General features: G+C 68.5%; 18 protein-coding genes and 2 tRNA genes. 12 read left to right on the forward strand and 8 right to left on the reverse strand.

The genetic code is table 11. The features are described from left to right. Nucleotides 1–221 precede the first annotated feature (221 nt). A complete protein-coding gene (locus KA419_12815; protein MBP7866820.1) occupies nucleotides 222–590 on the forward strand; it encodes a metallopeptidase family protein in 369 nt (122 codons plus the stop codon). A 48-nt stretch (nucleotides 591–638) separates the two neighbouring features. Here the strand turns inward: KA419_12815 and KA419_12820 are convergent, their stop codons facing one another. Then, nucleotides 639–2,036: a B12-binding domain-containing radical SAM protein gene (locus KA419_12820; GenBank protein ID MBP7866821.1), complete on the reverse strand. Its 1,398-nt coding sequence runs from the start codon at nucleotides 2,034–2,036 to the stop codon at nucleotides 639–641. A gap of 460 nt (nucleotides 2,037–2,496) precedes the next feature. Next, nucleotides 2,497–3,387, reverse strand: a complete 891-nt coding sequence (locus KA419_12825; GenBank protein MBP7866822.1) for an alpha/beta hydrolase — start codon at nucleotides 3,385–3,387, stop codon at nucleotides 2,497–2,499. A gap of 239 nt (nucleotides 3,388–3,626) precedes the next feature. Between KA419_12825 and KA419_12830 the strand changes: the two genes are divergently transcribed. Next, nucleotides 3,627–4,586: a ketoacyl-ACP synthase III gene (locus tag KA419_12830; protein MBP7866823.1), complete on the forward strand. Its 960-nt coding sequence runs from the start codon at nucleotides 3,627–3,629 to the stop codon at nucleotides 4,584–4,586. Nucleotides 4,587–4,751: 165 nt separating this feature from the next. Here KA419_12830 and KA419_12835 read toward each other — a convergent pair whose 3' ends face one another. After that, entirely contained in the window at nucleotides 4,752–5,519 is a 768-nt protein-coding gene (locus KA419_12835) for a hypothetical protein (protein ID MBP7866824.1), read from the reverse strand. A 311-nt stretch (nucleotides 5,520–5,830) separates the two neighbouring features. Between KA419_12835 and KA419_12840 the strand changes: the two genes are divergently transcribed. Next, nucleotides 5,831–6,817, forward strand: a complete 987-nt coding sequence (locus KA419_12840; protein MBP7866825.1) for a polysaccharide deacetylase family protein — start codon at nucleotides 5,831–5,833, stop codon at nucleotides 6,815–6,817. A 412-nt stretch (nucleotides 6,818–7,229) separates the two neighbouring features. Further along, the gene (locus KA419_12845) at nucleotides 7,230–7,934 is read left to right on the forward strand and encodes an MBL fold metallo-hydrolase (GenBank protein MBP7866826.1); all 705 of its coding nucleotides are present in this window, start codon (nucleotides 7,230–7,232) and stop codon (nucleotides 7,932–7,934) included. A gap of 89 nt (nucleotides 7,935–8,023) precedes the next feature. Here the strand turns inward: KA419_12845 and KA419_12850 are convergent, their stop codons facing one another. Beyond that, nucleotides 8,024–9,796 (reverse strand): VWA domain-containing protein, encoded by a 1,773-nt coding sequence (locus KA419_12850; GenBank protein MBP7866827.1) that lies wholly within the window; start codon nucleotides 9,794–9,796, stop codon nucleotides 8,024–8,026. Between the two features lie 420 nt (nucleotides 9,797–10,216). On the opposite strand from KA419_12850, the gene KA419_12855 reads away from it, so the two are divergent. The 4 genes from KA419_12855 (at nucleotide 10,217) to KA419_12870 (ending at nucleotide 14,764) form a co-directional block, all read left to right on the forward strand. Next, a complete protein-coding gene (locus KA419_12855; protein ID MBP7866828.1) occupies nucleotides 10,217–12,157 on the forward strand; it encodes a 1-deoxy-D-xylulose-5-phosphate synthase in 1,941 nt (646 codons plus the stop codon). Further along, nucleotides 12,082–12,837 carry a TlyA family RNA methyltransferase gene (locus tag KA419_12860; protein ID MBP7866829.1) on the forward strand — a complete coding sequence of 252 codons (756 nt, stop codon included), beginning with the start codon at nucleotides 12,082–12,084 and terminating at the stop codon, nucleotides 12,835–12,837. Before KA419_12855 ends, KA419_12860 begins: the two co-directional genes overlap by 76 nt. Further along, a complete protein-coding gene (locus tag KA419_12865; protein MBP7866830.1) occupies nucleotides 12,834–13,703 on the forward strand; it encodes an NAD(+)/NADH kinase in 870 nt (289 codons plus the stop codon). Before KA419_12860 ends, KA419_12865 begins: the two co-directional genes overlap by 4 nt. Before the next feature lie 137 nt (nucleotides 13,704–13,840). Continuing rightward, a complete protein-coding gene (locus KA419_12870; GenBank protein MBP7866831.1) occupies nucleotides 13,841–14,764 on the forward strand; it encodes a cysteine synthase family protein in 924 nt (307 codons plus the stop codon). A gap of 232 nt (nucleotides 14,765–14,996) precedes the next feature. Here the strand turns inward: KA419_12870 and KA419_12875 are convergent. Both KA419_12875 and KA419_12880 read right to left on the reverse strand, forming a co-directional pair. Further along, nucleotides 14,997–15,073 (reverse strand) — tRNA-Asp (locus tag KA419_12875). Between the two features lie 81 nt (nucleotides 15,074–15,154). Beyond that, nucleotides 15,155–15,230 (reverse strand) — tRNA-Val (locus KA419_12880). 589 nt (nucleotides 15,231–15,819) lie between these two features. On the opposite strand from KA419_12880, the gene KA419_12885 reads away from it, so the two are divergent. After that, on the forward strand, nucleotides 15,820–17,541 hold the full coding sequence (locus tag KA419_12885) for a right-handed parallel beta-helix repeat-containing protein (GenBank protein MBP7866832.1): 1,722 nt from the start codon (nucleotides 15,820–15,822) through the stop codon (nucleotides 17,539–17,541). A gap of 9 nt (nucleotides 17,542–17,550) precedes the next feature. Here the strand turns inward: KA419_12885 and KA419_12890 are convergent, their stop codons facing one another. Continuing rightward, nucleotides 17,551–19,032 carry a polysaccharide pyruvyl transferase family protein gene (locus KA419_12890; protein ID MBP7866833.1) on the reverse strand — a complete coding sequence of 494 codons (1,482 nt, stop codon included), beginning with the start codon at nucleotides 19,030–19,032 and terminating at the stop codon, nucleotides 17,551–17,553. A 77-nt stretch (nucleotides 19,033–19,109) separates the two neighbouring features. On the opposite strand from KA419_12890, the gene KA419_12895 reads away from it, so the two are divergent. The 3 genes from KA419_12895 (at nucleotide 19,110) to KA419_12905 (ending at nucleotide 21,821) form a co-directional block, all read left to right on the forward strand. After that, nucleotides 19,110–20,003 (forward strand): patatin-like phospholipase family protein, encoded by an 894-nt coding sequence (locus KA419_12895; protein MBP7866834.1) that lies wholly within the window; start codon nucleotides 19,110–19,112, stop codon nucleotides 20,001–20,003. A 115-nt stretch (nucleotides 20,004–20,118) separates the two neighbouring features. Then, nucleotides 20,119–21,216, forward strand: coding sequence for a hypothetical protein (locus tag KA419_12900; GenBank protein MBP7866835.1), 1,098 nt, complete (start codon nucleotides 20,119–20,121; stop codon nucleotides 21,214–21,216). Between the two features lie 98 nt (nucleotides 21,217–21,314). Further along, nucleotides 21,315–21,821: an NYN domain-containing protein gene (locus KA419_12905; protein ID MBP7866836.1), complete on the forward strand. Its 507-nt coding sequence runs from the start codon at nucleotides 21,315–21,317 to the stop codon at nucleotides 21,819–21,821. A 219-nt stretch (nucleotides 21,822–22,040) separates the two neighbouring features. On the opposite strand, the gene KA419_12910 is transcribed toward KA419_12905, so the two are convergent. Next, the gene (locus tag KA419_12910; protein MBP7866837.1) at nucleotides 22,041–24,677 is read right to left on the reverse strand and encodes a fused MFS/spermidine synthase; all 2,637 of its coding nucleotides are present in this window, start codon (nucleotides 24,675–24,677) and stop codon (nucleotides 22,041–22,043) included. Between the last annotated feature and the right edge of the window lie 40 nt (nucleotides 24,678–24,717).

Consider the following 24,717-nt stretch of genomic DNA (forward strand, 5'->3'; position numbering starts at 1 on the left):
TCCACTTTAACGCCGCTTTTGCTCTATCACCCCCCTCGCACAAGAATGCCGGCTGTCTCTGAAACGCTTCAAAACCTCTCACCGCGCCCCTTTTGGCCCTGCTTGTCCTCATGATGCGAAACCGCTGGCCTCGGCACGGCCCGGTTGCATTCGCCGGCGGCGTGCGCTACCATACGCCAGCGCCCTCAGGGCCGCAACCCAGACCACGGGAGGACGCCGTGCTGCCCGACATGGAAGAATTCGAGGACATGGTGGCCCAGGCCTACGCCGAGGTCCCCGAGGAGTTTCGGCAACTCCTGGAGAACGTCGAGATTTGTGTGGAAGAGCGGCCGTCCCTCGAGACCCTCCGCGAGATGGGCCTGGAAGGCCGGGGGACGTTGCTGGGCCTCTACCAGGGGGTCCCCCGCACCGCCCGCAGCGCCTTCGCCGACCCCCTCTACCCCGACCGCATCGTCCTCTACCGCCGACCCATCCTCCGGATGTGCCGAAACCGCCGGCAGGTGGTGGAACAGGTCCGCATCACCCTCGTCCACGAGATCGCCCACCACTTCGGCATCTCCGACGAGCGCCTCCGCAAGCTGGGGTACTGAGACCGTTCGCGTGGCCCGCGGGCAGTACCAGATGATGGATGGGACCCTTTACGTTGTCGCGCTCTCCGCGCACGCGAACCGCGCTCCCTTCTCCCGGGTGAAATTCCGGTAAGCGGCGAGGTCCACCTTCAGGTTGCTCCGGTAGGAGAGGTTGCCCACCAGGCTGATGAGGGGGTGGCGCCGCCCCAGCACGCACCGCCACACGCGGTGAAGGATGCTCCCGAAGGCATAGAAGTCCCGGTTGCAGGTCATCATTTCCTCGATGACGGCCTCGAGAGACAGCCGAAGGTAACGAGCGACCGGAAACGTCAGCGTGTAGTATTTCCATTCCGTGGAGGGGTCGTCCAGGGCGATCCGCCCCCGTTCGTTCAACTGGTCCCACAACCGGGTCCCCGGCAGGGGGGTCAGGAAGAGGGTGTTGAGGTTGTCCACGCCGTAGCGGCGGGCCGTCTGGGCGATCCGGCGGCCGATCCCCGCCTCGTCGACGTCCAGGCCGATGATGAAGGAGCCCACCACCAGCAGTTTGTGCCGCTGGATCCGGCGCACGGAATCCCGGATATCCCTTCCTTTCAGGAGGTTGAATTTCTTTCCGAGTTCCTTGAGCCCCTCCGGCGTAGGGGACTCGAAGCCGATGAAGACGCCCCGGCAACCCGCCTTCTTGGCCAGGGTGAGGAGTTCCTCGTCGTCGGCGAAGTTGATGGTGGCCTGGGCGACCCACTCCTTCCGGAGGCGGGCCGCGATCAGGGCGCGGAACAGTTCCTTGGCGCGCTCGATGTGCTCCGGCTTCGTCCCGATGAGATTGTCGTCCACCACGAGCACCAGTTTCTCGGGGACCGTCAGGAATTCCTCCACCACGTCCGCAACCGGTCGCTGCCGGTAGTGGGCCCCGTTGAACGCCGTGACGCTGCAGAAATTGCAGTTCAGGGGGCAGCCGCGGGTGGTCTGGATCGCCCCGAAGGCGTACTCGCCGGTCAGCAGGTCGTGCCGTGCGGGGGGGATGCGGTCGACCGGCGCCAGTCCGCCGTCGTAGCGGCGCTTCAGGTCACCCCGCTTCAGGTCCTCGAGGACCTGAGGCCAGATCACGTCGGCTTCCCGGGTGACGACGGCATCCACGTGGTCCAGGGCCTCGTCTAGGCACATGGTGGCGTGGATGCCGCCCATGACGACGGGGACGCCCAGGTTGCGGTAGAAGTCGGCGATCTCGTAGGCGCGGTTCGCCTGGGACGTGAAGGCGGTGATGCCCACGAGGTCGGGGCGAGGCAAGGACGCGTAATCGGGTTGTGAGACGTTTTCGTCCAGGATGGCGATGTCCCAGCCCGGCGGCGTCAGGCCCGCGAGCACCATGAGGCTGAGGGGTTTCCAGACGCGGTAACGGTTCCAGCGGCTCTCCTTGACGTGAACGATGCTGACGAGGGGATTGGACGGGTTGATCAGGTAGAGGCGCATTCTGTTTTTCTGCTGCCCGATTTCGTCTGAAAAGGGGTCAGGACTCCTGACCAGATTAGCAAATGAGCTATCCTCTGTCAACACGTGTTTTCCGCAGAAAACGCCACCTTCCCGTGATCGGGGGCGGTCGGCTCCCGGAGAGGGCCCCGGGCGTGATCAGGGTCTGGGGTGGGACTGCCTCCGGGGGATCAGGGTGCAGACCACACAGACGACGAGACCGAGGAAGCCGCAGCCGCCCCAGCGGGCGGTGGCCCCGAGGCGTTCGTAAATTCACAGGCCGGCCGGCGGGGCCAGGGTGAAGGCGAGAGAGTACACGGCCGTGTCGAGACCGACGGCGGCAGCCCGGAAAAGGCGTGCCGGTAACGGTTCCGGAGCCGCGCGAAAACGGTCGCCGGGCGCCGCCTCCCCGCCGGGGTGGCGGCCGGGGTCTCCTCGCGCCGCCGCTCCGCCACGTCGCGGTTCACTCCTTCAGGAAGAGCCGGTCGAGGATCTGCCCGAGCGCCCGGTTGAACTCCTCCGGGGCCTCCATCATGGGGAAGTGTCCCCGGCCTTTCAGGACGACCACCTCGTAATCCTTGATGAACTTCCGGTTCGCCTCGATGTCCGTGGGGGCCAGGTCAGCGTTGACGGCCCGCACCGGGCACGAGAGCGATCCCGCCCAGCCCCGCGGGTCCCACTTCAGGAGGTTTTCCATGGCGGGGACGGCGATCTCTGGCGACGCCGCGGTCATCTTGTCCAGGACCTTCGTTTTCAGGGCGGGGTCGGTCCCCGGTGCGAACAGGTGGGGGGCGAGAGCGTCCCGGCAGCCGGCGACGAAATCCTTCTTCAGGAGCCCGACGAAGGTCTGGATCTGATCGGGGGACATGGACCGGTCGAGCTTGTGGAGGGTGTCCACCGGGACGAGGGCCGCCACTTCCCCCCCGGTGGCCATCCGGGCCGTCTCCAGGATGACCGGGCCGCCCATGGAGTGGCCCACCAGGACCGCGTGCCGGAGCCGCAGGACCTTGAGCACGGCGAGCACGTCCTCGCCGAAGCGGGGGATGGTCCACTCCTTTCGGGTGTCCGCGGACTTGCCGTGGCCCGCCAGGTCGAGGGTGACCACCCGGTACCGCGGGGAGAAGGCGTCGACCTGGGCGTCCCAGACGCCGGCGTCCCCGGTCCACCCGTGGACGAACACCAGGGCCGGGCCCCGGGTCCCCCGGACCGTGTAGGCGATCTTCGTGCCGTCGGCGGAGACGGCCTCGCCGGTCACGGTGCGGGGCTTGCCGGCCTCGGCGTCCGCCAGGGCGGCCCCGAGAACGAACAGGACGGTGAAACCGCGGATGAAACTTCCGGGGAACGCTTTCGGCACGGTGAACCTCCAGGGTCGGGAATGCGGCGGGAAAGGGGCCCGATCCGCCGGTCCCGCCCGGACAAGGATACGCCAGGCCCGGGGAAGATACAACCGCGGAGGGGGCGGTGGGCGCCGGGAAGCGCCCGGAAAAAAAAATTGCATAATCTGGCCCGAAGTGGTAATAATGCGCGCTTGACATTGATTGAACGAGGTTTTCAACCGTGAACCAAAGAAAAGTGAAGATTTCAGCCATCGAGATGTACGTCCCCGACCGTGTCCTGACCAACAAGGACTTCGAGCGGATGGTGGACACCTCCAACGAGTGGATCCTGGAACGGACGGGGATTCACGAGCGGCACGTCGTGGAGAAGGGCCAGACGAACTCCGACCTGGCGACCCAGGCCATTCGCCGCCTGTGCGAAAAACGGGGCATCGAGCCCTCCGAGATCGACCTCGTCATTCTCCCGACGGTGACCCCGGACATGTTCTTCCCCTCCACCGCCTGCGTGGTCCTGGACAAGCTGGGCGTCCGCAACTCCTGGGGCTTCGACCTCTCGGGCGCCTGCTCCGGGTTCATCTTCGGCCTGGCGGTCGGCGAGAAGTTCGTGCGGACCGGCGTCCACAACAAGGTGGTGGTGGTGGGCTCCGAGGTGATGTCCTCCATCATCGACTACACCGACCGGGCCACCTGCGTGCTCTTCGGCGACGGCGCCGGGGCCGCCCTGCTGGAGCCGGCTGAGGAGGGCGAGGTGGGGCTGCTGGACATCCTGACCCGCTGCGACGGGGCCGGCGGCAAGTTCCTCTACATGCCCGGCGGCGGCAGCATGAACCCCTCCAGCCACGAGACGGTGGACAAGAAGATGCACTACGTCCACCAGGAGGGGCGCCAGGTGTTCAAGTTCGCCGTTACCGAGATGGCCGACATCTCGGAGAAAATCCTGAAGAAGAACAACCTCGAAGCGGACGACGTCAAGCTCTTCGTCGCCCACCAGGCCAACATCCGCATCATCACCGCGACCGCCGAGCGCCTGAAGCTCCGGGAGGACCAGTACATCATCAACATCGAGCGCTTCGGGAACACCACCTCGGCCACCATCCCCATCTGCCTGTTCGAGGCGAGCCGGGACGGTCGGATCCGGAAGGGGGACTGGGTGCTCCTGACGGCCTTCGGCGCCGGTTTCACCTGGGGGAGCGTCCTGCTGCGCTGGGAAATCTGACGGCACCGCAACACCAGCCATCGCCTTCCGGGTGATGGCTCGAGCAGAGGCATCATCACCACTTTCCCGTTTGATTTTCGGGTTGTTCCGCGTCCCTCATGCTTTCGCGGGCGTGGGCGGTGTCAGAGAGTGAAAGCGCGGGTGAGGGCACCCGCGCTTTTGTTTTCAGGGGGTCCCGGTCTGCGCCGGCGGGTTTTCCGGGGGCGGGGCCGGGGCCGGGGTTTCACCTTTCCGGAGCGTCGCGAGGATTTCCCGCAGGACACGGTTGCTGTCTTCCGCCAGGGTCACCGAGCGCTCGCTCAGGGCCAGGGAGCGCTCGATGGAGGCCTGCGCGCGGTCCTGGTAGTCGAAGGCCTTCCGCATCTGCAGCTTGGTCCGGCGTCCGACGAGGAGGATGATGAAGATGAGGAAGGCCAGCAGGATGAACCAGAAGTAGTCCGCGACCCAGAAGAGCCAGTTGGAGCCGGCGCCGCCCCGCTCCTTCGCGAAAACGGACGGGAACTCGCGGGAGGTGGTCCATCGCCCCTTGGAATCACTCCAGAAAAGCGTGTTGCCGGCGTTCCACACGGAGTAGGCCATGGAGTGCTTCTGGAACAGGTCCGCCGGCGCCCCGACCAGCTCCACCGTCACCACCCCGTAGATGAGCCCGCCGTAATCGTTTTCCGGGTCGGTGCGGCGATCGTCGATGAAGGCGTTCAGCACGCGGAGTTCCCCTTCGAAGGGAAAGAGCTTCGTCTTGAAGTGGTAGGTCTGCTCGCCGGTCTTCCGGAAGACCTCGGTGTTTCGGTCGGCCTTCTGGGCGGCTTCCCAGGCCAGGATCAGCCCGCCCGTGTCGGGCTTCGACTGGGCGGGGGCGGCCTGGAAGCAGAGGCAGCCCAGGACGGCCAGCGTCAGGCTCGCCGCGACGGTCGGAAGGGGTTTCGGGTGGCGCATGATCGACCCTCCTGCGCTTCGGATGAATCGAAAATACCCGGTCGGGACGGCGGAGTCAAGGTTGATGCGGTCGCAAAAATTACCATCACCCTCCGGGTGATGGCTCAAACAAAGGCTTTACAGACACTTTCCCGCTCGTTTTTCCGACTTTTTGCGAACCCGTCAAAATTTACTGGAATGTGGGGACACGCGTCGTGGCGCCGTGGTTGACAAAGCTTTCCGCGGGGCGGAAAATCATGCGTCGCCCCGTTTGCGCCCCCGGGGACGGACCACGGGGGCCAAGGCGGCGGCTCCGAGGGAAGGAGAACCGGATGACCCCGCCTTGCCGCCGCTCCGCAGCGGTCCTTCTGACCTGGCTTTTCGCCGTTTCCTGCGCGGCGGCCGTCGTGGACCGCCTGCCCCCGGGGCCGCCCGGCCAGCGGCGGGTCGCCCTCACCTTCGACGCCTGCGAGAGCAACGCCCCCGCCGGTTTCGACGAGACCGTCCTGGCCTGCCTCCTCCGCGAGAAGGTCCCCTTCACGATCTTCGCGGGCGGGAAGTTCGCGGAGCGCAACGCCGCCCGGTTGCGGGAACTGGCCGCCTTCCCCTTCGTGGAGGTGGAAAACCACTCCTTCGCCCACCGCCAGCACATGGAGCGGATGAGCCCGGCGGAGGTCGAGGCGGACGTTCGGCGCGCCGAACGGGTGATCGCGGGGCTGACAAGCCGGCCCCCCCGGTTTTTTCGCTTCCCCGGCGGGAACTACGACGATCGCACCCTTGAGCAGGTGGAGAAGATGGGGTACCGGGTGGTCCACTGGACCTTCGCCAGCGGCGACCCCGACCCGAAGGTCACCCCCGAACGCCTGGAGCAGTACGTCCTGTCCGGGGCCAGGGACGGCGGCATCCTGATCTTTCACGTGAACGGGCGGGGCTGGGCCACGGGCCGGGCGCTGCCGGGCATCCTCGCGGGCCTGCGGGAAAGGGGCTACCGCTTCGTCCGGCTGGACGAGGCGATCGAGGGCGCGGGCCCCGCCGCCGGGAGCGCACCCGCCGCCCCCCTCCCCCTTTCCCTCCGCCCGGGCCCGCCGTCCGCGGCGCCGCTCCCTGTGCTCGGGCCCCCGGTCCCCGCGTCGCTGCCATCCCGGGGGCCGTCGATCCGGACCGGGCCCGGCGGGCCCGGGGCCCCGGAGACACCCCCCGGGCCGGACCTCCCCACCCCCCTCCGGCGGCCGCCGTCCCGCGCGGTGCTGGCGGGGACCGCCGCTCTCCTGCTGGCCGCCCTCATCCTGCTCTCCGTCATTCGGCGGAAAGGGAAATGAGAGGCGCAGGTCGAGCTTGCAGCGTAATAGTCGACTGCCTGCTCCTTGCCCGGTCGCGGTCGAGCGGGATCGGGCTCCTCACCTTCGACGACGCCCTGGAACGGGAACACCGGGGGGTCGATCAAGGGAACGCGCCCGGTCCGACCGACCGGTGACCTCCTTTTTGTGACGGTTGGCATTGACTTTGACCCTCTTTCCGTGGAAAATTCAGCTGTTTGGCGAATCTTGATGCACCCGCAAAAAGTCGCCAATTGGTATTTCCCGCGAATAACGCCAATTGACGCGAATACCGAATAAAAAGGAATAACATGACTTGTGATATTCCAATTCGCGATGATTCGCGTGATTCGCGGGCGTAGACAGACATTTTGCGGGGATGGCGATTTTCGAAACGGCTTCAGGAGGGTGGAAGGTGAACTGGCAAGTGACCGCCGTGGGCAACGCGGGGTTCCGGATCGATGCCGGCCCGCGCCGGATCTTCATCGACGCCTTCTACCGGCCGCTCCCCGGTGTGGCCGACCCCCCCGCCCGGTCGGTGTGGGACGTGAGCCGGGCTGACCTCATCCTCGTGACCCACGATCACCCCGACCATTTCGAGCCCGCCCTCACGTCCTCCGTGGCGCACCGGATGGGGGCTGTCGTGGTGGGCTCCCAGCGGGTCGTCGAGACGCTGCGGCAGTTCGACCGCACGGTCCGCTGCTTCGGGGTGGAGCCGGGGCAGGAGAGCCATCCCGGAGGGCTGCTCTCCCGGGAGGTCCACGCCGCCGGCATTACCCTGTGCGCTTTCCGAACGTCCCACGGCTCCGATCACCTCTCCTGGTTGGGGTCGTGCGAGGACGGGTTCCGCTTCCTCCACGACGGGGACAACGAGGACACCTCCCGCTACACCCCCCAGGACACCGGGGCCCTCGACGCGCTCTTCATCGCTCCCTGGCTCGGTTCGGGGTGGGCCCAGGCCATCCGCCGCCTGAGCCCGGCGCGGTGGTTCCTGATGCACCTCACCGCCGCTGAGATCGACGCCCACGAAAAGGGCGCCTACCTGCCCGAACTCTGCGACAGCGTCCCCCCCGGCGTCGTCTGCCTCCGCCCCGGCAAGCGTTATTCCCCCGAGTCCTGACCACGGGCAACGCTGACCCCCGGCAGGAGAAAGAAGCGCTGCCCGCAGCCGGCGGCCGTGAAAGGCGGGACCGTCGGGCGCCGCCCGCGTCAGTCCGGAACGGCGACGCGGGCCGCTTTCTTCGGGGTGGTCAGCAGGTCCAGGATCTCCACTTCCTTCTTGAGGTCGGGGTCGTTCAGCGGGGCCATCTCGGCGGCAAAGTGGGCGCGGAATTTGCGGAACACGTCCGCGTAGGGGGCGGAGACCGCCAGCGGCATGGACGTCCGCTCCCAGCGACCGAGGGCGGCCGTTTCCGGGACCCGGATCCCCTCCGCCGGCGTGACCGAGCAGACCACCTTGCCCCCCGCCTGAGCCGTCTCCCGCTCGTCGGACATCCAGTTCAGGAGCATGTCGGCGTACCGGGTCAGCAGGACGGCCTTCCGGATCCCGCCGTGGGCATAAAACTCCTTCCCGGCGACCGGCGGCGACACAGTACGGCGCTCCTCCCCTGGCTTGCCCGACCGGTCCTCCCAGGAGACCTTCAGGGAAAGGGAGCCGCCCTCGCCCGTCCGGCGGAGCTTCAGCAGGACGATGCCGCCTTTCACCTTCCCTTCCACCGATTTGGAGGGGAAAAGGGTGGCGACCTTCATCAGCTCGCCTGTTGCCTGGTCGGCCTCGGGGGAGCCGTAGACCTTGAGGATGCGGTAGCCCGGGCTCTCCAGGGCCAGCCGCAGGTTGAAGACCAGGGGCGTCACCATGTACGCGAACTCCTCGTCCAGCCGTTTCCGGAAGTCCCTGGAGGAGTGCACGGAGTAGTAGTTGCACCCCCGGACCTTCGAGATGCCCGCCACGAGTTCGGTGTTGAAGTCCACGCCGACCCCGATGAACGTGGTGAAGATGCGCCGGTCCGCGTTCTTCCGCGACAGCTCGAGCAGGCCTTCCGGATCGGTGACGCCGGTGTTGGGCATGGCGTCGGTAAGGAAGAGGATGCGGTTCTCGTACACCGCGGGGTCCGGGTTGGCGACGGTTTTGAAGAGGTCGGCGCCCATCCGGATCCCGGCTTCCATGTTGGTCCCGCCCCGGGGCCCCAGCTCCAGGAGGTGGCCCTTGAGCTTCTCCACGTCGGTCTCGCCCACGAAACGCAGGGGCTTGGCCAGGTAGGCCTCGTCGTCGAAGAGGACGACACCCAGCCGGTCGTCCTCCTTCAGGTGCCCGAGCAGGGCCGTCAGCGACTCCTTGGCCACCTGCATCTTGGACTTGTCCTCCGCCTCCCCCTCGGGCTGCTTCCGGCTCCCGGAGGCGTCGTAGTAGTAGTCCCGGAAGTTGGCGGACATGGAGCCCGAAATGTCCAGCACCACCACCAGGTTGAGTTTCTTGCGGGTGAAGGTGGAAGCGTCCAGGCCCGACTGAAGGCCGACAGAGAGGTAGAGGTCCTCCCGCCCCGAGATGGGGTCCTTCGAGACCGCCGCGGCGTAGGCGGGGCAGAAGAGGCTCTTGCAGGGCTCCTGGGGGCCCTGGTCGAAGTAGTAGTCGTAGAACAGCCCCTCGTAGGCGAGGTCCGTGGGCAGGGGCAGGTAGCCTCGCCGGATGTTCTCCCGGAAATTGCCCGCGTCCTTGGCGCCGCCGGTGGCGAGGCCGAGCCGGGCGGTGTCCGCCATCGCAGGGGCCGGCGGGGGCGCGGAGGGCATGGCCATCTGGGCGACGGATCCCCCCTTGGCCGTCTCTTCCCCCTCCGCGGGGAGGTTCAGGCACCAGTCGTCCGTCCGGTTGCGGACGTCGGGTTTGGCCCCGTTTCCCGTCTCCTGTTGCTTGCAGGCGATGGAAAGGGCGAGGACCAGGCAGGCCGCGGCGGTCGGAAGGAACAAGCGGGGACAGGATTTCATGATGATCCTCCGGTAAAAGATCGCACATCGTCAGGACGCAGTCCCGATCCCGGGGTTGCATTCTTTCTTGATGCCGCGGCCGCCCCCACCCCTGCTTCAGGCCGGACATGACCCTCCCGGCTCCTACGGCGGAATTCACCGGGCCCCGTCCTTGAAGGTCCCGCAAAGGTCCCCTGCAGCCCGCGAATCACGCGAACCGTTGTCATGGAGTGATTATATCACCGACGTTCGATTCGAGTCATTCGCAGGCTGCAAAAGACCCTTTGCGGGTTCACCGGGCTCGATCGTGCAGCTGGACACCCGTCGAGAATTTTCGATCAAGGCCTCTCTTGTCTGATATAATAAAAAATTGGCGTTTTCCAGAACGGGAGATGACCCGGGGAGCGGGACGCCGTGATCGCGGACCGGGAGGCGCGGAGAATGCTCGAAACCATCGACAGCCCGGCGGACCTGAAGAAACTGTCACTGGAGGACCTGGAACCGCTGGCTTCCGAAATCCGGGACCGGATGATCGAGGTCGTGTCCAAGAACGGGGGCCACCTGGCGTCGAACCTCGGCGTCGTGGAGCTGACCCTGGCCCTGCACTACGTCTTTGACACGCCCCGGGACAAGATCCTCTGGGACGTCTCCCACCAGTGTTACACCCACAAGCTGATCACCGGGCGCCGCGACGCCTTCCATACCCTCCGCACCTACCAGGGGATCACCGGCTTCTGCAACCGCCAGGAGAGCCCCCACGACGCCTTCACGGCGGGGCACGCCTCCACCTCCATCAGCGCCGCCCTGGGCATGGCCGTCGGAAGGGACATGGCCCGCCGTGACAACCGGGTGGTGGCCGTCATCGGCGACGGGTCCCTCACGGGCGGGATGGCCATGGAGGGGCTCAACCAGGCCGGGCACCGCCGCAACAACCTGCTGATCGTCCTCAACGACAACGAGATGTCCATCTCCTCCAACGTGGGGGCCTGGTCGGGGTACCTCAAGCGCATCATCGACGGCCAGGTCTACACCGTCTTCGCCCGGGACGTCCAGGCCGTCCTCCGCAGCATCCCCGGCATCGGGAATCAACTCCTCAAGACCACCAAGAACCTGGTGGACGCCATCAAGACCTTCTTCGTTCCCGGCAAACTGCTGGAGGAACTGGGGCTCCGCTATCTCGGCCCGGTGGACGGTCACAACGTTCCCAAGCTGGTGGAGACCTTCCGGGAGATCCGGGACATGGAGGGGCCCGTCCTGCTCCACGTGGTCACCACCAAGGGGAAGGGCTACGCCCCGGCCGAGAAGGAGCCCGACAAGTGGCACGGCGCCTCCCCCTTCAACGTGGCCACCGGCAAGGGGCTCCGGTCCGGCGGGCCGCCCACCTACACCGCGGTGTTCTCGGAAACGCTCCGCGAGCTGGCCCGGACGGACGACCGGCTCGTCGCCGTGTCCGCCGCCATGCTGAGCGGGACGGGCCTGGACGCCTTCAAGCGGGCATACCCGGACCGCTGTTTCGACGTGGGCATCGCCGAGCAGCACGCCGTGACCTTCTCGGCCGGGATGGCCACGGAAGGGTACCACCCCGTGGTGGCCATCTACTCCACCTTCCTCCAGCGGGCCTTCGACCAGGTCTTCCACGACGTCTGCCTCATGAACCTTCCCGTGACCTTCGTCCTGGACCGGGCGGGGATCGTCGGGGACGACGGGCCCACGCACCACGGGCTGTACGACCTCGCCTACCTGCGCATCCTCCCCAACATGACGGTCATGGCCCCCAAGGACGAGGCGGAACTCCGCGACATGCTCCTCACCGCCACGCGCCTGGACGGGCCCGCCGCCATCCGCTTCCCCCGGGGGGCCGGCGAGGAGGTCTCCCTCGAGGGGCCCCCGCGCGAGGTCCCCGTGGGCAAGGGCGAGGTGCTGCGGACCGGGAAGGACGTGGCCCTCATCGCCATCGGCAGCCGGGTCCACCCCGCCCTGAAGGCCGCCGAGACCCTCTCCCGGAAAGGGATCGAGTGCACGGTCGTCAACGCCCGCTTCGCCAAGCCCCTCGACCGCGACCTGATCCGCCAGGCCGCCGAGGGCCGCCTCGTGGTGACCGTGGAGGAGGGCATCCTCCCGGGCGGTTTCGGGGCGGCGGTCACGGAATTCCTCCAGGACGACAACGTCTTCACCCAGGGTATCCTCCGGATGGGGCTGCCCGACCGGGTCATCCCCCACGGCGACCCGCGCATCCTCCTGGCCCGCTACCGCCTCGATGCGGAAGGCATCGCCGAGCGGGTCGCGGAGTTCTTCGAAGAAAGACGATGGCCAAGGAACGACTCGACAGTCTGCTGGTTGAACGAGGACTGGCGGAAACGCGCGTCAAAGCCCAGGCCCTGATCATGGCGGGGCTCGTGCTGGCGGGCGACCGGAAGGTGGACAAGCCGGGGACCCGCGTGGACGACACCCTGCCCCTCCGGGTCCTGGGGGACGGTTGCCCCTTCGTGGGCCGTGGCGGGCTCAAGCTGGCCCACGCCCTGGACGTCTTCGCCCTCCCGGTGGACGGGGCGGTCTGCCTGGACGTGGGGTCCTCCACCGGGGGTTTCACCGACTGCCTCCTCTCCCGCGGCGCCCGGCAGGTCCACTGCATCGACGTGGGCCGCAACCAGCTGCACTGGAAACTGCGCACCGACCCGCGGGTCGTCCTTCGGGAGGGCTTCAACGCCCGCTACCTGGGGCCCGGCGACTTCCCGGGCGTGGTGTTCGACCGGGTGGTGATGGACGTCTCCTTCATCTCCCAGACGCTGATCCTGCCCGCGATCCGCCGGTTGCTGGACGCGGGCGGCCGGGCGGACGCCGACGTGGTCACCCTGGTCAAGCCCCAGTTCGAGGCGGGGCCGGGCGAGGTGGGGAAGGGCGGGATCGTCCGGGACGAGGCCGTGCGGGAACGAGTCCTCGAAACGGTGGCTGACGTCGCCCGGCACCTCGGTTTCCGGGTGCTGGGGCACACCGTCTCCCCCGTCACCGGCGCCGACGGCAACGTCGAGTACCTGCTTCACCTCAAGGGAGGCGACCCATGAGCGACCCGTGCTTCCACTGCGCCGCGATCTTCATGAAGGACCTCCGGGGGGCTTCCTCGGAACCCGTCTACCAGCTCCTGGACTTCCTCGCCGGGCGCGGCCTGCGCACCGCCGTAGAGGAACGGGCCGCGGCGACCCTGCTGCGGAGCGTGGACCGCTTCCCCATCGACCAGGTCCCCGCGGACACCGACCTCCTCATCGTGCTCGGGGGCGACGGCACCCTCCTCAGCGTGGCCCGGCACCTCAACACCCGGCGCATTCCCCTGTTGGGGATCAACTTCGGTTCCCTGGGATTTCTGACGGAAGTCCCGCGGGAGGACATGATCCCCAACCTGAACCAGATCCTCGACGGGCACTTCCGGATGGAGAACCGCCTTCGCCTCGAAGCCCGCCTCAAGCGGAACGGGGTCGTCCTCGCGGAGCACCTGGCCCTCAACGACATGGTCATCACCAAGGGCGCCCTGGCCCGGATCATCCACATCGAGGTGACCGTCGGCCCCCGGTTCCTCTCCCCTTACAACGCCGACGGCTTCATCGTGGCCACGCCCACCGGGTCCACCGCCTACGCCCTGTCCGCCGGCGGCCCCATCGTGACGCCCACCAGCCGGAACCTGGTGCTGGCGCCCATCTGCCCCCACACCCTCACCCACCGCCCCATCGTCCTGGACGGTTCCGAGCCGGTCCGCGTCCGCCTGCTGGCGGGCGAGGACGTCATGATGACCGTCGATGGCCAGGTGGGGTGCCCCATGGTCCCCGGCGACGTGGCGGAGGTGGCCGCCTCGCCCCACGACGCCCGCCTCGTGATGCCCGAAACCCAGAGCTTCTTCGACGTGCTGCGCCGGAAACTGAAGTGGGGGGAGCGCTGACCCGACCGCCTGCTCCGGGTATCCTTCAGACCCGTGGGAGAAAGACGTTCCTGCGAAGTTCCCCCGGTTGACAGCCGGCCGCCGGCGGGGTAGACTTCGCCCTTGCCGAAGGGCTCGAAAGAGGAGGGTTACGGTACATGGACATTCTGAAGGCCGTCGGAAACACCTCGATGGTCCGGCTTCGCAGGGTCGTCCCGCCCGGCTGCGCGGACATCGTCGTCAAACTCGAGGGGGAGAACCCCACCGGCAGCATGAAGGACCGGATGGCTTCTTCCGTGATCGCGGCGGCCGAGGCGGACGGCCGTCTGAAACCCGGGGGCGCCGTGGTGGAGTACACGGGCGGCAGCACGGGGACGTCGCTGGCCTTCGTCTGCGCGGCCCGGGGCTACCGCATCCGCATCGTCACCTCGGAGGCGTTCAGCCGGGAGAAGCGGGACCATATGGCCGCCCTGGGCGCTGAACTGACGTTGGTCCCGAGCGAGGGGGGTCTCACCACCAAAAAGCTGATCCTGGACATGATCGAGGCCGCCCGCGTCCTGAGCCGGGAGCCGGGAACCTACTGGACGGACCAGCTCAACAACCGCGACAGCATCGCCGGCTACCACCCGCTGGGCGAGGAGATCTGGGAGCAGACGGGCGGTGCGGTGGACGCCTTCGTCCACTGCGTGGGGACGTCGGCGTCCCTGCGCGGCGTGGCCACCGTGCTGAAGCGGCACAGGCCGGGCGTCCGGGTCGTCGCCGTCGAGCCCGCGGAGTCCGCCGTGCTGGGCGGGGGGCAGCCCGGCCCCCACAAGATCGAGGGCGTCGGGATCGGCTACACGCCGCCGCTGTGGGAGCCCTCCCTGGTGGACGACGTCCTGCCGGTGACGACGGCCGACGCCAAGGCGATGGCACGGCGCCTCGCCCGGGAGGAGGCCCTCTTCGCGGGGACGTCCACCGGCGCCAACGTCCTCGCGGCGATCCGGCTCGCCGAGCGGCTCGGGCCGGGACGGACGGTGGTCACCCTGGCGGGAGACTCCGGCCTCAAATACCTCAGCACCGACGTCTACAAAACCCCTTGACCCCCCCCGCGTTCGTACGCGTCGTCCCGACGCGGATCCCCCCCCCTGTTCGTACGCGTCGTCCCGACGCGGATCCCCCCCGCCTGTTCGTACGCGTCGTCCCGACGCGGACCATAACCCTCCCCCCTTCACCCGTCTCCCCCCCTCTCGCGAACAACGCCCCCCCCGGCAGGCCATCACGAAGGCGGGAAACAAAAAAGCCTTTGCAAGTTACTGCAAAGGCTTGGTTAAGTGGCGGGGTCGACGAGACTCGAACTCGCGACCTCCGGCGTGACAGGCCGGCGTTCTAACCGACTGAACTACGACCCCGCCCGGGTATCCAACCGCCCCGGCCTTTCCGATCCCTCCCAAACAACACCGGCGACGGCTAAAACTCAAAAGATCGTTTCCTGGTGGGCGGTACAAGGCTCGAACTTGTGACCCCCGGTTTGTAAGACCGATGCTCTCCCGACTGAGCTAACCGCCCGAGAGACGGCGAAATTTAACTTAAACCACCGCCCATGTCAAGATAAATTTGACGGACTCGCAAAAACCCGAAAATCCAGCGGGAATGGGGTCTTCACTGCTTTTGCCTGAACTGTCGCCCGGGGAGACTTCGTCGCCGTTGTTCAACCCCTGCCGGGGTTGGGGTGCTCATCCTGTCATTTTCCATCGACAAAGGTTGTACGCCGGCGGCGTGGGGGTCCCCTTGGCGGCCTGGAGCTGCCGCTCCGCGATGCCGGTTCCACGCCTTTCGGTCGCCCTGAGCGTTTTTAAAGGTGGAACGGCTGTGATGAAACGATCGAAAGCCCTCGAAAGACTTCGCTTGCGGCCCCAGCGCCGGGAACAGGGTGATACCGGTTGCGGTCGATCTGCATGATCCCTGGATGAACCTGGATTTTCGGGGGAGGGACCGCTCCCTTACGGTCGCGGATCTGATGGATTCCGGGAGGTGTGGTATACTCCGGATTGCCGAAGGGACCGCTCCCTTGCGGTCGCGGCTGTGGATTCCGAGGGAAGCGGACCGCTCCCTTACGGTCGCGGCTCTGAGGGGTTCTTTTGGAACGGGAGAGAGCATGAACCAGCCTTCACCCCGGTCCCGACCGTCGCGCCGTCGGGCAATCCCCCCGGCCGGGCGGCGATTCCCGGCGGTCCTCCCCGCCTTCCTCCTCGCCCTTCTCGTCGCCCCGCCCTGCATCGCGGCGGTGGTCTGCGTTGACGACGACAACGCCACCGGCGTCGCCGACGGGAGCGCCCTGCACCCTTACCCGACCCTCCAGGCCGCCGTGGACGCCGCGTCCGCGGGGGACGAGATCCGGGCGGCGGCGGGCGCCTACGCCCGGGTCGAGGTGCGGAGCAAGGCGCTGCGGCTGCGGGGGGGCTACGCCGGCGGTTCGGCGTCGGACTACGCGTCGGGCGCCGGCGGGGACTTCGCCACGCGGGACCCGCTCACCCGGGTCTCCCACGTCCAAGGCGACGGGGCCCATGCCACCGTGTCGCTGCAGGTGACGGACAACGACCCTTCAAGCCTGGCCGGGACCGTCGTGGACGGCTTCCGGATCACCGGGGGGACGCACGGGATCAGCTGCGGCCCCGACGGTTGGCCGGACCCCGTCGGGGTGACCCTCTCCGGCAACCGGGTGGAGAACAACGGCACGGCGGACGGGAGCGCGGGAAACCGCGGCGGGGGAATCTGGGCCACGGGGCACCAGATCCACATCGTGAACAACGTGATCCGGGACAACGTGGCCGGGCGGGCCGGCGGGCTCTTCGCGGCCGCGTCCCTCGAGGGCGGCACCGGGACCATGCTGATCGAGGAGAACCTGATCCGGGACAACCGCGGCTACGGCGACCACGGCGGGGGCGTTTGCCTGGCGGCCGGGGTCGTCACCTTCCGCAACAACGTGGTGGACGGCAACCGGGTGATGGAGAGCTACGGCTGGGGCGGGGGCCTGCTCACCTACGCCGAGGAAGCCCACCTCTCCGGCAACGTCTTCCGCAACAACTTCGCCCCCAGCTACGGCGGGGCCGTCTTCGTGGACGAGGGGGGGAAAGCCTGGCTCGACCACGAGCTGTACTACGGCAACACCACGTCCAGCAGCGACAAGGGGGGGGCCGCGCTGGCGGTGGACTCCGGCCCCGGGCCCTCCCACGCCTGGCTGGACCACTGCACCTTCGCCCTCAACACGGCCCCGGGCGCCCTGGGCGGGAACGCCGTCTTCGTGGACAACGACTCCCACGTCACCGTGAAGAACTGCATTTTCTGGGGGAACAGCACGGGCGACGTCTACGTCCGGGAAGGGTCCACCCTGCAGGCCGCCTACACCCTGTCCCTCGGGGGCCTGCCGGGGGCGGGCAATATCACCGCCGACCCGCTGTTCGCGGACCCCGCCGCCGGCGACTTCCACCTGAAATCGGCCGGCGGGCGCTGGGACCCGTCCGCGGGCGGCGGGGCCGGCGGCTGGGTCGCGGACGCCCTCACCAGCCCCGCCCTCGATGCCGCCGACCCGGCCTCGCCCTGGGCGGAGGAACCGTCACCCAACGGCGGCCGGGCCAACCTGGGCTGTTACGGCAACACGGCCCAGGCCAGCCGGACCCCCGGCGGGGCGTCCCCCTTCGACCTGAACCGGGACGGGCTGGTGAACGCGGCGGACCTGGCCCTCCTGGGCGCCTGGTTCGCCGGGAGCCTGCCCCAACTTCCCTGCGGGATCGCCTGCGCCGACGTCGATGGCAGCGGTTCGGCCGACGCCGCGGACCTCGTCGCCCTTGCCCGGGCGGTGGTGAAAACGGGCGCCTGATCTTTGCCGTCAGGCGCGCGGCGGGGACGGGGGAGGCGGCGGGCTGCCGGCGCTCTCCTCCAGGAGCCGCCGGAGGACGGGGTCGGTCAGGGGGAGGTACTCTTCCCAGGCCTCGCCCCGGGCGGGCATGGGGAAGGACGGCCAGCGCTCCTTCACGACCCGGGCGAGGTACTGGCCCATCCGCCCCATCTCCCGGAGTTGCTCCCGGACGTGGTCCCGCTGTGCCGCCCGGAGGGGCTCCCCGTCATCGACCAGGGAGCGGAGGCGGACCACGAGCTTTTCCTCCAGATCGACGTCCCCGCAGTCGATGGCCAGGTCCTCCCGCCCGAAGCCCGCCAGCAGGTTCCGGAGCCGCTCGTCCAGGGTGACGGCGGCGAAGGGAACCCCCTGCGGCATGGCGAGGACCCCGGCGTGAAACCGCGACGTGACGATCCGCGACGCGCATCGGAGCAGGGACACGGTCTCGAACATGTCGTACGCCTCGGCGCTGAAAACCGGCGCCGCTCCAAGCCGCTCCGAAAGCATCCGGCAAGACCGGTCGTCGATGAGCGAGGTGCCCACCAGGACCGGAAAACAGGGGTGTGCCTGCCGGTGGGCCCGGACGGCCCCGGCGATGGCGTCCAGGTAACGCCGGTGTTTCGCCTCAACGTCGGCCCCGGTCCGGTGAAAGGTCATCCCACCGCGATGCGCGTACCGATAGCGCCCCGTGAGGGCGTTCACCACCCACTTCCCCGGACTGCTGGACGAGGGGACCCAGTAAGGGTTGACGGGGCAGACGGCCAGGACGGGCGTGCTCCCGTCCCACCCGGCCTTCCGGAGCACGTTTTCGCCGAATGACGGCGGGCGCGGGTGGAAGGTCCAGGCGCAATCGGTCCCCAAAACGGGATTCAATCCCAGTTTCGTGAGGATGTCCATGGAGGAGGAATTCCGAACGATCAAGTGGGATTTCGGGCAGGCCCATTGGACGAAGGAGGCGATCTCCGGGTCCATCCGCCCGGCCTCCACCCCCCAGGCGAGAGAAAGGCTGCCGGCCCGGTCCGCGGCCCCGAGCAGCCCGGCGAAGGCCAGGGTCAGAACGTTGCTGAGGTTGCTCTTGAACACGGCCCCTTCCACCACCATGTTGACGTGATGGGTGCAGGCCATCTTCAGAATGAAACGGTCCATCCGGCAGTCCGCGGTCACCCGGCGGGACCCCTCGAAGTATCCCCTGGTCAGCTCGATCCCCGACCGGGTGAACATGCCCCCGGGCTTGCGGGTGCTCAGCAGCGAGACCACCTCGGTGTTCTCCCGGCCGAAGAGGTGCAGGACCTGGCGGACCGCCTCCTCCATCCGGGCGTCGGCCCCCGCGTTGCGAACACCCGAGAACCCGAACAGGAAGAACCGGAGGGGCGGCGGTTCGCGCCCGGGGCCTGACGCCGCACCGCCGGTCCGCTCGATTCGGAGAAGTTGCCGCCGAAGATGCCCAATCAAAAAACGTTCGATCCATCTCATGGCTTGAACCTTCACGGAAAGGGTCCTATAATTCCCAACTATGGGGAAACCGACCGGGAAAAGCAAGGGAATTCACGATGACCACTGACGTTGCAGAACAAGCGGCGGGAAAGGGGAAACCCCGGGTGGCCCTGGTGCTTGGGGGCGGCGGTCTCAAACCGCTGTCGGCCATCCCCCTGCTGCGCTTCCTGGACGCGCACGCCATCCGCCCCTCCCTGCTGGTCGGCTGCAGCGGGGGGGCCGGGACCCTCGCCATGTGGGCCTCCGGCTACTCCCACGAGGAAATGGCCGGCTTTTTCCGGGACAAACTGCGCCCGTCGCTGTTCCTGCGGGACTGGAAAAGCGTTGCCGCCACCTTCGGGCTGTGCAAGGCGGATTTTGGCCACAGTTTCTCCTTCTTCAAGACCGCCCCGATCTTCCGCCTCTTCCGGGGAATGTACGGGGAGCGGCGGCTCGAGGCACTGAACGTTCCCCTGGTCCTCCAGGCCACGGACTACGAAACCGGGGAGGGCGTCGAGCTGGAGCGCGGGGACCTGGTGGACGCGGTGTATGCCTCCAGCGCGGTGTACCCGTTCTTCCACCCCATCCGCCTGGACGGGCGGTTGCTCTTCGACGGGCTCTACTCGGCCCCGCTCCCGGTGCTCGCCGCCGTCCGCCGCGGGGCCGACGTGGTGATCGCCGTGGACTTCATGGAGAAGATGCAGCCCAACCCCAGGAGCTTCTACGAGGCCATGGTGCACGTCAACAAGGTGTTCACCAAGACCATCGTGGAGAGCCAGATGGCCTTCTCCATCGACATGCACCACCACGAGATCATCTACGTGAAGGTCCGTTTCGACAAGTACATCCAGCTCTGGGACGTGGGGACCTACGACCTGATCCTCGCCGCGGGGCAGCGGGCCGTGGAGGAGTTCGGCCCGGAGATCCTGGCGGTCTGCACGGACGGCCAGGGCCCCCGGGCGAACGACTGAGAGACCTCGCGGGCCCGCCGGGGTCAGGGGGGCCCCGGGGGCGCTCGCCTGTGGACGCATTCCCCCCGGAACGAAAAGCCGGGTCCCCAGGACCGGACAACAGGAGGAAAACACTATGCCACCGAGAAAGACGTCCGAGAAACCGGAGGTTTCCCTCTCCAGCACCAAGCAGCAACTGCTGGAGGCCTACGCCGAGATGAAGGCCCAGCTGGAGGACAAGGCCCGGACCGAACTCCGCCCGGAGAAGATCGCGGAGGAAAAACACCGCCGGGAGGTGACCGAGGCGGCCGACACCCTTGCCGAAGAGGGCGTCGTACCGCAGATCACCCGGCTCAAGGGGGATATCGGCCGGATGCTGGCCGAGCTGTCCGAGAACCTGGAGGAAGCGACGGGGAAATACTTGAAGCTCAAGGAGTCCATCGCGATCAAGACCCGCGACCTGGAGGAGGTGTTCGGGATCGAGAAATCGGCCCATTCGCTCGCGGCGCTCGTGGAGGCCCAACAGCGCCGCAAGGCCGAGTTCGAGGCGGAGATGGCCGCCCTCAAGGAGGCGCTGGAGTGTGAGAGCGGCGAGGCCCGGGCGGCCTGGGAGAAGGAGGCCGCGGCCCACGCCGAGGCGCTGAAGGAGCGGGACGCCCAGGAGAAGAAGGACCGGCAGCGCCGGCAGGAGGAGTTCGAGTATGGCTTCAAGCGGCAGCAGGAACAGGCCCAGAACGCGCTGGCCGATCAGAAGCTCAAGCTCGAGAAAGAAATCGCCGCCCTCCGGGAGGAGTTCCAGCGGACCTCGGCCGAGAAGGAGAAGGAGCTGAAGGGGCGGGAGGCCCTGGTCCTGGAGAAGGAGTCCCGGCTGGCCGAACTGGAGAAAAAGGTCGAGACCTTCCCCAAGGAACTGGACGCCCAGGTGGGGCGGGCCGTGAAGGACGCCGTCCAGCGGGTGCGCGAGGACGCGGAGAAGGCCGAGGCGCTGCTCAAGGCGGAGTCGGAGGGGGAGAAGAACGTCCTCAAGGCCCGCATCGCCGCCCTGGAGGCGGTCGCGGCCGACCAGAACGCCCGCATTTCGGCGCTGACCGCCCAGATGGACGGCGCCTATCAGAAGGTCCAGGACATCGCCGTCAAGGCCGTGGAAGGCTCGGCCAACCGGCAAGTGATCGCCGGCCTGGAGCGGAAGATCGAGGCCGTGGCCACCCGGCCGGCGGGGGAAAAGAACGGGTGAGGGTGAAGGGCGATCGTTAGAGCGATGGGGGCGATGGCGATACCGATAGCGATAGCGGCACCAATAGCGATACCAATACTGATCCGGATACAGGGGGGATGAGGGGCGGGGAAATGGCGTATGTGGTGGACGGGCACAACCTGATGCACGAGTTGGGGGCGGGCGCCAGCCCGGACGGGGCCCGCGTGACGGCGGACCGGGTGCGGGAGATCGCCGGGCGCTGCGGCGGGCGCTATCATCTCGTCTTCGACGGCCCCCCCTCCGGCGGTTTCGTGGCGGATACCGACCTCGGCGACGTCAAGGTCCGCTTCTCCGGGAAGCGCCCGGCGGACGACGTCATCCTCGGCTTCCTCAACCAGCAGGCCCAGGTTCGCGGCGTGACCGTGGTGACCGCCGACCGGGCCCTGGCGTCGTCGTGCCGGGCCCTGGGCGCCACCGTGGTGTCGGGGCGAGAGTTCCTCCGTTCGGCCCCCTCCCACGGCGCCCCGCCCCGCCGGCCCGCGAGCGGCAAGCCCTCCCACGTGGACGTCCGGGAGTGGGAGGAGTTTTTCGCCGCGGGGCGGAAAACCCGCCCGGGCGGCAAACCCGACGACAACACGGACTGATCCGGCAAGGTACGATGCAACAGCTGTTCTCCGGAGGTGCCGGCAGGGTACGTGCGACCCTTTTCGGACTCGGGGTCCTCCTTCTCCTCGCCACCGTCGGTGCCGTCGACGTTTCCGCCGCCGTCCCCGCCATCCCGCTGGACTGAAGGGCGCCTTCCGGCAGAAGGCGCCTACAGTACGCGCCGCCTGCCGGGCGGCGCCGGGGGTTCTGCCCGTCGTTCAGGGGGAGGCGGCACCCGATGGCCGCGGCGCCCCGCCCGGCTTGCGCCGCAGTTCGTCGATAGCCGCGAGGGCGCGAAGGAAGAGGTCGCGGTCCTCCGGTCCCCTCGCCGCACCCAGACCCGCCTCGAACTCGGCCCGGGCGAGGTCGTGATTCCCCACGTCCACGTACAGCCCCCCCAGGAGAAGGCGGCTCCCGGCCGGCCGTGCCCGCTGCAGGCGGTCGGCCTCCGGGGACGGTTTCAGGGGAAGCGGTTCGTCAAGACGGGCCCGGTAGACCGCTTCCAGCGCCTGCGCCTCGTTGTGGCACAAGCGGCCCACATTCCACCGCCCGGACAACCACAGGGGGGCGTGGGTTTCCAGGAGCGGGAAGTCGTCGGTGACGAGCGGGGCCCCGGCTGAAACCCGCCGGACCCTCTCGGGGCCCAGCATGTAGAGGCCGACGAAGTGCTCCACCCCCGGCACCCCCAGGCGCGCGAGGTCTCCCCGGAGACCGGGACGGTCCCAGAGGGTGCGCAGGCGGACCGTGTCGATTTCAACGGGCGCGTCGCGGCGGGCGACGATGATCCCCGTGAGGCTGTGCACCCAGAGGGTGGTCTCGGGGAAAACCGCCTGCACGGTGCGCAGGATCGAGGCGGCCTCGGAGGGCGTCATGAGGTGGAAGGGCAGCCACTGGACCAGGATTCCCCCCGGGTTCAGCCGCCGGCGGGCCAGGGCGTAGTACTCCCGGGAGTAGAGGCTCGACACGCCGGCGAAGACGGGCGGCATCGGCTCGGAGGTGATCACGTCCCAGGTCCTGTCCGTGGTCAGCAGGAAGTTCCGGCCGTCGTCCACGATGAGCCGGGCGCGGGGGTCGCCGGCCACGTTCCCGTTCACGTCGCGGAAGTGTCCCGCCATCGCGAAGACGTTGGGGTCGATGTCCACGACGTCCACGCGCGCCCCGGGGTAGTGCAGGCCCGCCCCCGCGGTCGTGCCGGTGCCGAAACAGATCACCAGCAGCGCGTGCGGGTCGGGGTGAACCAGCATGGGGATGTGGGTCATCATCCCCATGTACGCGGCGATCGCGTCGGAAGCGGCGGCCTCGAAGCCGTCGATCCGGAGGGTCTTGCCCCCGCGGTCGTTGCGGACCACGGAGACCGACGCCGCCACGCCGTCGCGGTGGGCCACGATCCGCTCCGCCGGGACCCGGTCGAAGGGGTTGGGCCCGCGCAGCACCGAGGCCGCACCCCAGAAGGCGGCGAGCAGCCCCAACCCGGTGAGGGCGACGAGCCGGCGGGCGGCGGTGCGCCCCTCCGCCCAGGGCAGCAGGGCCCAGCCCATCGCCACCTGGACGGCGGCCAGGGCCATCAGGCTCCCCTTGAGCCCCAGGAGCGGGATCAGAACGAACCCCGTCGCCAGGGAACCGAGCACCGCCCCGAGGGTGTTGACCGTGTACGCGCTGCCGATCCCCCGGCCGGCGTGATGGAGGTCGCGGGTCAACAGGCGGCTCGTCATCGGGAAGACGAAGCCCATGAGCGTGGCCGGGGCCAGGATCACGAGGCCCGCGGCGAGGGCCATCCCCGCGGAGACGGCCCCCTCGCCCCCCGCGGCGAAGGCCCGGACGATGTCGGTGGCGCGGGGGCTCAGCGGGACCAGGAGGAGCGCCAGGAGGCCGCCGAGGGAGAGCGCCGTGGCCAGCGCCCGGACGCGCCCCCCCCGCCGGTCCGCCACGGCGAAGAGCCCGCTGCCCAGGGCCAGGCCGGCCAAAAACGTCGCCAGGATGACGGCGAAGGCCTGCATCGTGCTGGTGAACGCGAAGAGCAGCACCCGGGTCCACAGGATCTCGTAACCCAGGGAGGTGAAGCCCGAAACGAAAGCCGTGAGGTAGAGCAGGTTTCGGAACCGGTCCATGCGGGGGGCGGGCCCGCCGGCTTCGGGGGGGGGCGCGGCGGCCGCCGGCACGGGCGGATCCGCGGTCCTCCACGACAGCGCCAGCACCCCGATCCCGAGGTTCGCGACCACCGCCCACAGGGTCGCGCCCTGGAGCCCCAGGTTGGGGATCAGCGCGTACGCGGCGGCGAGGCTCCCGAGGCAGGCGCCGGCGAGGTTGGCGCCGTAGAGCGTGCCGAGGTCGCGGCCGAAGCGCGCTTCGCTGCGCCCGACGAAGCGGACGAGTACAGGCAGGGTGCCGCCCATCAGGAGCGTCGGGGGGAGCAGGAGCGCGGCCCCGAAAACCGCCCGCAGGGCCACCAGGAGCGCGGGGCTGTCCGGGACGCCCCGGGCCGTCGCGACATAAAGGGGGCTCGCCCAGGCGAACAGGAAGGGGAGCAACAGGGCGTACAGCCCGATGGCGATCTCGAGGACGGCGTAGAGCCGGAGCGGGGACCGGCTCCGGTCGGCGACCCGCCCGAAGATCGCGGCCCCCAGGGCCAGGCCGCCCATGTAGACGGCCAGGAGGGTGCTGATGGCCGAGGTGGTCGCTCCCATCGTGAGGCGGAGCTGGCGCATCCAGACGACCTCGTAGACGAGGGCGCTCGCCCCCGACAGGAGAAAACAGCCGTAAACCAGGGCCCGGCCGGATCGGGCCGGGGACGGCCGGAGAACCGGCGCCTCGCTGGCCGGGTCCGGGGAGGGGTTGGTGCGTCCTTCATCACTCATTCCGGTGGAATAAACTGGAAGGGTAGCGATGTCAAGGCAA

This window comes from Acidobacteriota bacterium (genome assembly GCA_018001935.1).
Taxonomy (GTDB): Bacteria; Acidobacteriota; JAAYUB01; order JAAYUB01; family JAAYUB01; genus JAGNHB01.